General features: G+C 51.8%; 8 protein-coding genes. 6 read left to right on the plus strand and 2 right to left on the minus strand.

Annotation, left to right across the window (positions count from 1 at the left end):
• From AC4P1R_RS17035 to AC4P1R_RS17060, 6 genes are read left to right on the plus strand one after another with little or no spacing between them, the layout of a single operon-like run.
• Window positions 1-3,807: a glycosyltransferase gene (locus AC4P1R_RS17035; RefSeq protein ID WP_492178324.1), complete on the plus strand. Its 3,807-nt coding sequence runs from the start codon at window positions 1-3 to the stop codon at window positions 3,805-3,807.
• A 22-nt stretch (window positions 3,808-3,829) separates the two neighbouring features.
• Window positions 3,830-4,594, plus strand: a complete 765-nt coding sequence (locus tag AC4P1R_RS17040) for an ABC transporter permease (protein WP_492178325.1) — start codon at window positions 3,830-3,832, stop codon at window positions 4,592-4,594.
• Window positions 4,591-5,244, plus strand: coding sequence for an ABC transporter ATP-binding protein (locus tag AC4P1R_RS17045; RefSeq protein WP_492178326.1), 654 nt, complete (start codon window positions 4,591-4,593; stop codon window positions 5,242-5,244). Before AC4P1R_RS17040 ends, AC4P1R_RS17045 begins: the two co-directional genes overlap by 4 nt.
• Before the next feature lie 12 nt (window positions 5,245-5,256).
• Window positions 5,257-6,525 carry a KpsE/RkpR family capsule polysaccharide export protein gene (locus AC4P1R_RS17050; RefSeq protein ID WP_492178327.1) on the plus strand — a complete coding sequence of 423 codons (1,269 nt, stop codon included), beginning with the start codon at window positions 5,257-5,259 and terminating at the stop codon, window positions 6,523-6,525.
• Window positions 6,526-6,536: 11 nt separating this feature from the next.
• On the plus strand, window positions 6,537-7,646 hold the full coding sequence (locus AC4P1R_RS17055; protein ID WP_492178328.1) for a hypothetical protein: 1,110 nt from the start codon (window positions 6,537-6,539) through the stop codon (window positions 7,644-7,646).
• Window positions 7,633-8,979 (plus strand): KpsE/RkpR family capsule polysaccharide export protein, encoded by a 1,347-nt coding sequence (locus AC4P1R_RS17060; protein WP_492178329.1) that lies wholly within the window; start codon window positions 7,633-7,635, stop codon window positions 8,977-8,979. The genes AC4P1R_RS17055 and AC4P1R_RS17060 overlap by 14 nt, the downstream gene beginning before the upstream one ends.
• A gap of 93 nt (window positions 8,980-9,072) precedes the next feature.
• On the opposite strand, the gene AC4P1R_RS17065 is transcribed toward AC4P1R_RS17060, so the two are convergent.
• Together AC4P1R_RS17065 and AC4P1R_RS17070 are read right to left on the minus strand one after the other, a co-directional pair.
• Window positions 9,073-11,010 carry a M10 family metallopeptidase gene (locus AC4P1R_RS17065; protein WP_492178330.1) on the minus strand — a complete coding sequence of 646 codons (1,938 nt, stop codon included), beginning with the start codon at window positions 11,008-11,010 and terminating at the stop codon, window positions 9,073-9,075.
• Between the two features lie 530 nt (window positions 11,011-11,540).
• Window positions 11,541-11,918 carry a hypothetical protein gene (locus AC4P1R_RS17070; RefSeq protein ID WP_492178331.1) on the minus strand — a complete coding sequence of 126 codons (378 nt, stop codon included), beginning with the start codon at window positions 11,916-11,918 and terminating at the stop codon, window positions 11,541-11,543.
• Between the last annotated feature and the right edge of the window lie 106 nt (window positions 11,919-12,024).

A 12,024-nucleotide genomic window follows, 5' to 3' on the forward strand; every position in this document is an offset into this window, starting at 1 on the left:
ATGGTATCGCGCTTTGGTGATGTGGCTGATTTGTGGCATCCGGCCATGTTTTGGATACCGGAGACCCTCGCTGTATCAGCCTGGTCGGAACACATTCCGTTTGCTTTTTGGCTGACGGCGATACATCGGCCGCGGAAGTTCGTTGAACTTGGCACCCATGCAGGCACGTCCTATTTTGCGTTTTGTCAGGCGATAGACCGGCAGGGGCTATCGACTGCAGCTTATGCCGTGGACACCTGGAAAGGTGACGAACAGGCCGGATTTTATGATGAAAGTGTGTTTCAGCGCGTCACGGAGATCAATCAGAAAAAATACTCATCGTTTTCAACCTTGATCAGAGCAACGTTCGATGAGGCGTGCGCCTACTTCTCCGACGGTGGTATCGATCTACTTCACATTGACGGGTATCACGCCTACGAATCGGTAAAGCACGATTTTGAATCATGGCTCCCTCTCCTTTCCGACCGAGCCATAGTCCTGTTCCATGATATCAATGTTCGCCGTGATCAGTTTGGTGTGTTCAGGCTTTTTGAAGAGCTTTCGCAAGTTTATCCGTCATTCAATTTCGACCACGGCCACGGGTTGGGCGTGATTGCTGTAGGAGATAACGTTAACGATGAGATGAAGCGGTTTCTTGAAGCCGCGAAAAATGAATCGGATTCACGATCAATAAGGCTGGTTTTTGCCAGACTTGGAGCTTTTTGCAGCCTAAGCCTAAATATGTCCGCCCTTCATCAGGAATATAGCGTACTTGCCGCGGACAGGGACGAAAAAGCCCGTGTGGTGGACCTCTTGACCAGCCGCTTATCAGATAGAGATGCCGATATAGAATCATATAAGGAGCGGGATGCTCTTCTCGAGAATGCTCAAAAAAGTCTTGCTGAAGTCACCGTCGAGGTAGAACTCCTCCGCGAGGACAAACGTCAATTGTTTGCAAACCTGATCGGCCTCGAAGAAGTGGTTCATGAAGTCACCGCCGAGGTGCAGACACTCAAACATGAGAAACTTGCCCTAGAAGATGTGCTCAGTTCGCTTGAGGCAGCGCAGCTTGCCCTACGCGCTTCTCCTGCCACAGCCATCCTGGATACAGAACCGAACACTTTTGCCGAGGGAAGTTCAGAAAAGAAGAAAATGAAGAAGACGAAAGGTTGGTTGAAAACTACGGCGTCGGATATAGCGACGCGCATGAGATACGGGAAGCCGACTCCCATCTTCGATGCTGAATGGTATGAAAAGACCTATCCTGATGTAGCAGAAGAAGGCATGGATCCATGGGTGCATTTCATGCGCTATGGCTGCGCAGAAGGACGGTCGCCTAACCCATTGTTTGCGCCGGACTGGTATCTTCAGCAGGAGCCGCGGATCGGCACGGTCAACCCGCTTCTACACTACTGGCGTGAAGGCGCTTGGACGGGATATGATCCGCACCCGTCATTTAGCTCCGCTTTCTATTTGTCCGAGTATCCGGACGTGTTGGAGGCAGGCATCAATCCCCTCCAGCACTATCTGATGTTCGGGATGGCCGAGGGACGCAGAACGAAACCTTCAGACGATGGGCAGAAGTACAAGCGTTCTTTTGTTCGACCCGGAAAAGGCAAGATAGCTCTCGACTTTCTACCGGTTAGCGGCCTGCGGGAGGTCGCAGAGGGCGGTGAGATATTCTGGAAAATGGAGAACAACGATCCTTTTTTTGTTTCCAATAAGCAGATTAAGAAGGGGATCTATAAATTTGTGATCTCTGGCGCAGAGAAATCATCCTTGCTGATTAATTTGAAGTTGTATTACGATATAGGTGAGGGCTTCTCTGAGAAAAGCGTTGTCGACTTAGGCTATGTGCAGCCTTCCGAACGAATAATTGCCTTCGTTGAATTTCCGCGTGATGTGAAGGCCTTGCGTTTAGATCCCAGTGAACGCCGCGGGTCCTTTCACTTCAGCTCAATTCATTTGGAAAAGGTGAGTAGACTATCTCCGGATTGGTACAAGGCGTTGCGCTCAAGATCATCTGCACGCGACAATGATGCCACATCGCAGTCCCTTGAGGTCAAGGCATATGTTGATTCAATGCGCAAGGCCGCATCCGCGATGGCGCCTGTCATTCTTAATGATTTTCCTAGTATTTGGCTAAGTATTGTCGTTCCTATTTACAATGCGAGAACCAAGCACCTCGAAGACATAATCAATTCATTTGATGGTCAGGAAATCAACGGTGCGGAGCTTATTCTTGTCGATGATTGCTCCGCAAGTGATGAAACCCGGCAATGGCTCGCAAGCCGTCAAAGCATGCGGCCTGACGTTAAAATTATATTTAGCGAAGAAAATGGCGGCATCTCTGCGGCTACGAATCTCGGGCTTAGCCACGCGGAAGGCAAGTGGGTTACGCTTCTTGATCACGATGATGTCATCGGGCCCTATGCATTGCAGGTTATTGCCCGATCAATCCAAGAGAATCCTCATGCCAGATTCTTCTATACCGATGAAATTCAAGTGAGCGATGATCTCCAAGCGCTGGATGCTATGTTGAAGCCAGCATATGATCCGGTGCTATTGTCCGGAGTCAACTACATCAATCATTTTTCGATCTATCTCCGGGATCGTATTCATGAGATTGGGGGATTAAGGGTTGGTTACGAAGGCTCGCAGGACTACGATCTCCTCTTGCGATATTTGGATGCTCTCGATGATGCCGAGGTTCTTCACATACCTTATCCGGCATACTGGTGGCGTCGAGCTGGCGAAACCTTTTCCATGAAGTTTCTCGAACGGGCGACGACGAATGCAAGAAGAGCCATCAAAGAGGCATTCTTGAGAAAAGGTCTGACTTGCGAAGTGGGCGAGGCAATTAGTCCCAGCCTTCATAAAGTCGAATTTGCGGAGTTGAAGAGACCCAAAGTCTCAATCATAATACCGAACAAGAATTCATATGGTTTAATGAATACCGTTCTGACCGGGCTTTTCGAAAAGACAGACTATGGAGACTTCGAAGTAATCATTGTGGACAACGGGTCGGATAACGATAAGGTTCTCAGCCTTTATCGTGAGTACAAGTCGAAACACGAGAATTTCAGATATGAGATAAAGGTTGAGCCGTTCAATTTCGCGCGCTCAGTTAATCGAGGTATCGGGCTCGCCAAAGGCGATCTATTCCTGCTGCTGAATAACGATATCGAGGTTATTCACAAGGAGTGGCTGTCCGAAATGGTCCAATGTGTAAACTATCAGGATGTTGGCATTGTCGGGGCAAAGCTACTCTATCCCGGCAGCCTTATCCAGCATGCTGGCGTGATTATCGGGCTGGGTGGCCTCGCTGGTCACTGGTATCTGCAAAAGGATAGTGAATTTGGAGGGCATTTAAATCGCTTGCATGTTCGTTCATCCATGGTTTGTGTTACCGGTGCCGCAATGCTGATAACTCGGAGATGTGCTGAACAATTGGGCGATTGGGATGAGGACAATTTCGCCGTCGCTTTCAACGACGTGGATTACTGCGTGAGAGCTTACAACAATGGGTATCGCATCGTCTGGACACCATTCGCATGCCTTTACCACCACGAATCGGTCAGCCGTGGCTCGGATGAAGCTGGCGCAAATCGTATCCGCTTTCAGAAGGAATCGGCAAATTTGAAGCGTATACACCGCGCTGACTGCTTCCTCGATCCTGCCATTAATCCCGCCTACAGCATAGACAGTTCCTATCCGCGTGTGGTGGCGGTGGATGACGTTCCCGAAGTTCGTCACTGGTTTACATCAGCGGACAATGCAGCGTATCAGAACGTAAAGGTGACGAGTTCTGCAAATCGGACGACTTGAAGAGCCTGCTTATGAGTCAAATATGCTGAAGGCCCGCTGGAACGTCATTTCAGCTCTGGTGTTGAGAGACATGCGAACCCGTTTTGGGCGTTCGCATGTCGGCTATCTTTTGGTAGTGGCTTGGCCGCTTGTCCATCTCAGTGCCATCGTCATTATCATGACATCAGCCAATCGCGTTGTCCCGCTGGGAACCGACCCGGCAGTCTTTATTTCTACCGGCGTTTTGCCTTACGTTCTGTGTCTCTATCCCGCTCGCATGATGGGGCTTTCGATAGAACATGGGCGTTCCCTGTTTATGTTTCCGGTCGTTCGCGCATTCGATGTGCTTGTCGCTCGGGCTTTGATTGAGATTTTAACCTCTTTGCAGGTTGTAGTTATTTACATGTCCGCAATGACAGTCTTGGGTATTGATATATTTCCAGCTCAGCCGGATGTGTGGGCTGCGTCTGTTATTTCGATTATTTATTTCGCGATATCGTTGGGCTATCTAAATATGATTCTGTATTCCATATTTAAAATGTGGCAGGTCCTATTTATATTGCTAATGATAGTGTTTTACATGTCATCTGGCGTATTTGTTCTTCCATCTTCCTATAGCCAGGAGGTCAGGAACATAGTATGGTTCAATCCGCTTCTCCATTTCGTCGAATGGCTGCGTTCCTCCTATTACGAGGGCTACGGCGATGAAATGCTGTCAAAATCTTATGTTTTCTGGTTTTCGTCAGTCTGCTTCCTCTGCGGGTTAGCGGGCGAACGCTTCTTGAGAGGGAAGCTGCTGTCGGCATGATCAGATTACAAAATGTTTTTAAGTTTTACCGTACCAAAGGTAATACAAAGATTATATTGGATCACGTATCCATGAGTTTTCGTGCTGGGGCGTCCTATGGGATATTGGGGATTAATGGCGCCGGGAAATCCACCACGATGCGGCTTTTAGCCGGCACGGAACTACCCAATTCAGGGCATATAAAGCGCTCGGGCAGGGTATCCTGGCCGTTGGGTTTTGGACAAGGCCTTCATGCAGCGATGACGGGCCGGGAAAATGTTCAGTTTGTGGCGCGAATATATGGTCAGAATCCGCGCAAGGCGGTTGAGTTCGTAGAAGACTTCGCCGAGATCGGCGCGTACATGGACGAACCGTACAAAAACTATTCGTCGGGCATGGCGCAACGACTGGCGTTCGGCCTATCGATGGCGATCGATTTCGAGTGTTATCTCATTGATGAGGTTACCGCTGTTGGCGATGCCCGGTTTCAGGCGCGATGCAACGAGGAATTTGCCAGACGCCGAGCACGGTCGGACATCATTATGGTATCCCATTCGATGGATACGATTCGCGCTTATTGCAGTCGTGCGATCGTCTTGGCGCACGGTGTGATGCATGAGTTCTCCAATATCGATGACGCCATTGAGCTCTACAATAAGTTGAATGAATAGGTCTGCGATCGAATGAGCACCGTCGCGAAGCAAAGCGCCAGCGCCATAAGTGAGAGCGATGTGTTGTCGCGGTCAAAAGCGATCTCTATCGAGTTGCGTCGCGTTGCTCGCCGTGCGCGCGCTGCCCGTCCCGTCACGAGCGGCGGCGGCGGCTTTCGCGCACGCCGAACCGATCGCCTTTATCGCATGTTCTTTGTTGCGAGCTTTTTTGCCGTCTTCCTGCTGCCTGTGGCGGTCAGCGTCATCTATTTGACGGCGATCGCCTCTGACCAATATGTCTCCGAAACACGTTTCATGGTACGTTCCGGTGATGAAACGGGACTTGAAACAGTGGCCGGCATTGCGTCGATTCTGGGTTCCGCGCAATCAAGCGATGGTCAGATCATTGCCGAGTATGTCAAGAGCAGAGAGATCGTCCAGGAAATACACAAGACACTTGATCTGCGCCGCATGTTCAACCCTGGAACGTGGGATTGGGTTGCCGAAGCGCCCGCCGATTTGCCAATCGAGGAGTTCGTAAGATATTGGAACGGCCAGATTAATTTGAGCGTTGACCCTACCAGCGGACTCGTCACACTTCGGGTGCGCACATTTTCTCCCGAAGATAGTCTGCGGTTATCTCAAGAAATCGTCCGCCTTTCCGAGAAGATGGTCAATCGGTTAACCCGCCGCAATGAGGCCAACGTACTGGATGAGGCTTCACGTGAACTTGCGCATTCGAAGCAACGCCTTGAGGCGGCAACAGCGGCAATGCGGGATGCGCGTATCGAAGCCGGCATTCTTGATGTCGATCTAGCCGCTAACGCCTATTCGGAATTATTGACGAAATTGCATATCGAACTTACGGAGATAGAGACTCGAGTCGCATCTGTGAAAGAGAATAATGCGCCGGATGCGCCGCAATTGGTCTCGCTGGAAGCGGAAGCTGATGCCTTGCGCGTACAGATATCGACCTACGAGAACAAGGTTGCAGGGCGAACGGATCCGTCGCAGGTCGATTCGACCTTGGCTGTAAGGGCGAGTGTTCTTGCCGACAAGCAGGTCGAACTGACGATTGCACAGAACGAGTACAAACTGGCCGTTGCGACCTTTGAGAGTGCCCGGTTGGCCAGCGAGCGGCAGCGGTCATACCTTCTCACCTATGTGCCACCGAGCCGCCCTGAAGCGTCTCTTTACCCCAAGCGATCCCTGATGATTGCGGTCATAGCGGGCATTGCATTTCTGTTATGGGGAGTCATTGCCGGTCTAGCGATGCTCGTTCGCGACAATACCGCAGCGTAAGGGAAGACTTTATGCACTTTTACGTTGACATTGACAGCGGGCCCTCTATTTCCGGCTGGCTCGTGCCGGACAATCCGAGCGAAGTTCCGCATTTTATCGTTCGCATACCTGGTCGCGCGGATGTCACATTGGCCGCGAATGTGTTGCGGGCTGATTTACGTGATCTTGGTATGCACGCTAGCGGCATGGCTGGGTTTATGATCGACGACAATGTGGTGCCCGATCTGCAGGAGGCAGCTGACGTCACGCTAATCGAGGCGGAAAGCGGCTTGCCATTTTATCGCAGGGTCAATCCCGACTGGCATTTGGAAAAGAGATTTCTTCTTGTAGATACTAGTCTTTTTCCTCAGGTGAAAATCTTGCGCCGGATTATGGGATTATTTGCGTTGTCCTATCCGATCGTGGAGCGATTGCCGATTGAAACTATCGGAGCCATCATCGTCAACAAGGAGGCCAGCTCCATTTTTGTTGCGGGCCAACCGAACTGGGCCAGGCACAGTAGCCCGATACGGGAAAAGGAATATGTAACGGCTGCGCTGCTTAGGGATCCCTTTGAGGATTTGGCGGAAAGGCTTTTGTTTATCGCGCATCTGGCTAAACAGCCGAAGCGGATGAATAGAAATCCTTCGCTCGCACGATATGCGGATGTTCTGGACTTTGTCAAAGAGATGAATTTCTCCGATGCCAAGTCTGTCTTGACGGGATTCCGGAAAATGTCGCCGGAAAACAGGAGACTCTTTCGCTCACCAATGACCCTCGTTTTTGGCAGCTCGCCGGAAGCCGAGTTGCAAAGGCGGAATGTAAGTGTCGCCCTCGATAACCTCGCCCAAATCGATGTGGTCGGTGTACGCCCGTTGTTTTCGGAGTTCACTTCAATGGTGGACGAGAACCTGGGAAGGGCGGTCATGAACGATTGTGAGCTGGAAAGCATGTCCGGCACCGTTGAACTGGCCACGGTTCTTTCAGAGATCGGGCTCGTCGCGGATTTGCTCGATGAAGATATCGCTCTTTATTCTTTCGCCTGCGAAGCGGTTGAAAGCGGATTAAAAATTGCGGAAGAGCAACTCAGAGGCCTTCGGCGCGGGGGTGCAACGTCGGAAGATGATGATGATAAATCGTGAAAAAGAGTTGGAGGGAGAGGAGGGCACTGATGATGGTCGAAAAGTGTCGGTCTCATCTGTGTCCTTGTTCTCGCATATGAATGGTATGCGAGAGGTTGCCGTATCGAGAATAAAGGGCGTTCGCCGTCTTGGCGGGTTTCGACTTAAGGAAGAAAGCGGAGTTCATTTTTTTGCAGGCAGCCGTGAGGCGGAGCAAGATACTATATCTGACGGCGGAGCCGGTCACCTGCTTGTCAGAAGCTTTTTGCTCGCGGTCATGTTGCCGTCAATCCTGGCGCTGATTTATTACGCCGCAGTTTCATCCGATGTCTATGTGGCCGAGACAAAACTGACGGTGAGAACCGCCGCCGAATCGGAAGGAAAATCTTCCGGGCTCTCGGATGTCGCGGGTTCGTTCATCAGCAAACTCGGCATCACAAAAAGCGGGTCGACGGCGCAGGATTCTCGTATCATTCTTGACTACATAAAAAGTCGTTCAGTGATTGAGGATGTCGGTGGACGAGAGCTTCTTGCATCTCTGTACGATCGGAAGAATATTGACTGGCTGTCGCGGTTGGATTCCAGCGAGTATATAGAAGAGCTTTGGGATTATTGGAAAACGAAAGTCACCGCGTCGGTCGATACACTTTCAAACATCCTGACGTTGCGGGTGCGCGCTTACAGTCCGGAAGACGCCCTTTCGCTTGCGCAAAAAATTGTACTCTCAAGCGAGAAGTTGATCAACGACATATCACGCAGGAGCAGAGAAGACGCGTTGCGACGTGCGCAGGAGGAAGTAGAAAGAAGCATGTCGGAATTGGCGGATGTGCGCCTGCAAATGCTGTCTTTCCAGCAAGCTAACCAAACAATTGACCCGATTCAGAATGCGAAGCAGGTTACCGCACTTATGTCGAGCCTCACGATTCAGAAGGTTGAATTGGAGAGCAGATTGGCCGTGGCGGACACAATGGGCGTAAAGGGGCGGCCGGGTGATCGATATTTGAGTGCGCGTCTTGATGTTATCAATACTCAAATCAGCAAACTCCAAAACATGCTCACAGGCAAGGAGCAGGCTTCTGTCTCACTGCAATTAAAGGATTTTGAGCTTCTTAAATTGAGGCAGGAATTTGCAGAGCAAATATACACACTTGCCCGGGCGAGCTACGAAGAAGCCAGACGCAACGTCAGCAAACAGCAATTGTACCTCGTTGTGGTCGTTCCGCCGTTTAAGCCTGAATATGCGCTGTACCCTCGCGCGCTAACCGATGCCGGTATGGTATTTCTCTCATGCCTCGTTTTCTGGACTATCGCTGCGCTTTTGGTAGCAAGTTTCAAGGACAGCACAGAATTCTAATGCAATGCAGGTCGTCCAAAATTGTGGACGGTTTTGATGCGCTTTAGCAGTAATGCATAACTTTCTTCCTTTCTTCTTGTTGCCGTTCCCAATTTATCCAAACAGACCGTCGTCCACGACGCTTCGTCCCTCGTTACGTCCAAAGGCCAAGTAATGCTCCAGAGGGTTCAATCCGGCCGCAGCAACGTCTGGGTGCAGTTGGAGATATCCTTCAGTGTCGAAGCCGGCCGAAGGGTCTCGTCCTTCACGCCAGCCAAATGAAATATAATGTGTCAGCGGATTAACTCCGGCAGCGGCTACGTCGGCATATGTCGACAAATATCCGGACGTGTCAAAGAATGAGTTCGGATTGCGGCCTTCGCGCCATCCGAATTGCTCGAAATGCTGCTCTGGATCGATGCGGCTTGCTGCTACATCCTGATAGTTCCTGAAATAGAACATATCGTCAATCATCACAGTGCCGCTATCGATCGTGCGGTCCTCATATATTCCGGACGAGAGATAATGACTAAGTGGGTTCATCCCAGCTGCCGCGACGTCTGGATTCAGACGAAGATAATCTGAAGTATCGAATAGCCGTGATGGATCTCGCCCTTCTTTCCAGCCGAATTGTGCGTAATGCTCAAGCGGATTCATCCCAGCTGCGGCGACATCGCGATACGTCACCAGATATTCTGAAGTATCAAAGAAGCTGTTTGGATCACGCTGCTCGAGCCATCCAAATTGAAGGTAGTGCTGTTCGGCCTCCACCTGAGCTTGAATAACATCGTGATTGTTGGTGTAGTAGTACATGTCGTCAACCAAAGGGTTACCGTCATCTTGGACTACCGTGCGGTCCGAGAACTGCAACTCTTCGATTGAAATTAGGCGATCCCGCGAGCCATTGTTTTCAATCAGCATGGCGCGGTCGCCATATGCGAACGCCGTATCCGTCAAATTGAACTCGAATGAGGCTGTATCCCATCCTGCTTGACCGTCGACTATGTCAGAGCCCGGCCCTCCCATAATCCAGTCGTTAGCGCTTCCCCCTTCAAGTCTATTGTCCTTAGCATTGCCCACGATGGAGTCGTTACCAGATCCTCCCTTCACGTTTTCGATAAGCGAACGAGAGTCATTGTTGCATAGCAGCGCGTTGGCGATATTGCCGGCAGCCATCTTCGAGCCGTCGTAGCGGAGCTTTGCCAATTGAGAAGCGGATGTTGTCGTCCATTCGCCCGGCCGAAGATCGACCTTCACTTCCGTAGTGTAGTTTGAAAAATCATACGTATCGTTGCCGCCGCCGTCCCAAACCGTGAGAAAGATTCTGTTGCCGCCCGGCGCTCCTTGGCCCCTGCCATCGACGAACATTTCGCCGGTCGTCGGGCTCCACGAGTAGAGCGTGTCGCCGTTGTGTGTGGCGTAATTGGCGCCGTACATGTGCTGCAAAGCGGCGATGTCATACATCATCTGCGACTGAGCGTAACCCCAAGTCTCGTTCGTGTATCCCCCATCCAAAGTGGCACCAGCGTAAGAGCGGTAACTCATCAGGGTGTATTCCATGGAGTCGTGGTCCGCGGGCATCACGTTGCCTTCATGCGAGTGGTCAAGCCCGAGTGCGTGGCCCAGTTCGTGCAGGAACGTTGCGAAGGCATAATTGCCTTTCGTGGGCGCGACATAGTAACCGGACGATCTGTTGAACCATGCGTCTCCGCCCTCGGCGGCAGCGGACGGGAGATATGCCCAAGCGGTGCTCGGCGCATCAGACAGTGCAAGCCGCAGATCAGCGTGATTGCTTGAGGTTTCGGTGATCTCCGTGAATGTCACATTGGAGACGGACGAAATTTGTCCGAACGCGGCGCGGGCGGCTGTCTTCTGGACAGCGCTTAATGTCCCGAAGGCATTTGTCGTCTCACCGTATCCGTAATTTGAGCCATAGAACGACGCGCTGGTCGGAAAACTGAAGGTTAAATCCTCCACGGCCCATTTCGAGCCCGCGAGGACTCCATCGACGTAGGCGTTGCCGGACATGGCGTAAGTAGTGGTGGCGGGCATGCTTCTCTCGTGCGTTGTGCTGTTTCAGCACACAGTTGTTGCGGTCTCGATCATTCTGAGGAGCACGTGATGCTCCGTGTAAGTAAATACCCCTATCGCCAAGGCCCACCTACCTTCAGGATGCGTGGCACTGTTTGAAGGCCGGCAAGAGGACCATTAGCGGCCGGCAGGAGCAACTGCCTCTTGAATCCCTCAACGACTTGCCAATTATGTTGCGGAGTACGTACTTCCCGCACGTCATGATCTATTCAGCCTGTTGCGGTGGTAGAGGGCGCCATATGGACTAGGCCGTACGGATTACATCAGCTTTCTATCCTCCCCAGCATGGCAGGCTAGTCGATCCGGGTTCTAGCTTGGCCCCCGTGAGCCGGATAATGAGGCCCTCGGGGCCATCGTAATTCTACTGTTTATCCACTTAATATGTTGCTAACATGCATCGCAACGTCCGGAAGCACCAGCTGCGTTAAATCCTAGATGACGTCTCGCATTAGTCGAAGGCTGAGTTTCTTTTCGGTCGGGGCAAATGGGGTTCAGCACATCCGGATGCGGCTTGGAGTGGATCTTCGCCTGCGGCTGTTCCGCTGCGGCAAGGCGCACGAGATCGTTGTCACGGGAGCGCCATAGCGGATCGACGCGTCGTCCTCCACCTCGCCGATGACGAGCACGCGCCGCCTCGTCTTCGCGCCGTAGACCGCCGCCGCGGTCTCCGGCCCCCATACGAGCAGCTCGCATGTTTCATGGCTGAGGATTCGCGGCTTCCAGACATGCTCGACGTCGCGCTCGCTCAGGTCTTTCGGCAGGAAATGGAAGCGGCGGTCGGGGAAATATCGCTCAAGAAAGCTCCTCGTCAGTTCGGTGACGTGCACGGCAAAGGTCGTCACCCGCTCTGTCGTCCGAGCAGGGTCCACGCAGTCTTCTTCGGCCCTCTTTGCCTGTCGCCTCATCACCGCCGTCGGCACCCCAATTTCTCACCCAAAATCCACCGCTATGTACACGCGCGGCGGCCTCTCCGCC

The sequence above is a fragment of the Sinorhizobium sp. Y406 genome, assembly GCF_058732025.1.

What these genes read in the sequence shown, in the direction of transcription:
- AC4P1R_RS17050 (WP_492178327.1), top strand. Translation starts at nt 5,257, where the DNA reads ATGAGCACCGTCGCGAAGCAAAGCGCCAGCGCCATAAGTGAGAGCGAT.
- AC4P1R_RS17060 (WP_492178329.1), top strand. Translation starts at nt 7,633, where the DNA reads ATGATAAATCGTGAAAAAGAGTTGGAGGGAGAGGAGGGCACTGATGAT.
- AC4P1R_RS17045 (WP_492178326.1), top strand. Translation starts at nt 4,591, where the DNA reads ATGATCAGATTACAAAATGTTTTTAAGTTTTACCGTACCAAAGGTAAT.
- AC4P1R_RS17040 (WP_492178325.1), top strand. Translation starts at nt 3,830, where the DNA reads ATGCTGAAGGCCCGCTGGAACGTCATTTCAGCTCTGGTGTTGAGAGAC.
- AC4P1R_RS17065 (WP_492178330.1), bottom strand. Translation starts at nt 11,010, where the DNA reads ATGCCCGCCACCACTACTTACGCCATGTCCGGCAACGCCTACGTCGAT.
- AC4P1R_RS17055 (WP_492178328.1), top strand. Translation starts at nt 6,537, where the DNA reads ATGCACTTTTACGTTGACATTGACAGCGGGCCCTCTATTTCCGGCTGG.
- AC4P1R_RS17035 (WP_492178324.1), top strand. Translation starts at nt 1, where the DNA reads ATGGTATCGCGCTTTGGTGATGTGGCTGATTTGTGGCATCCGGCCATG.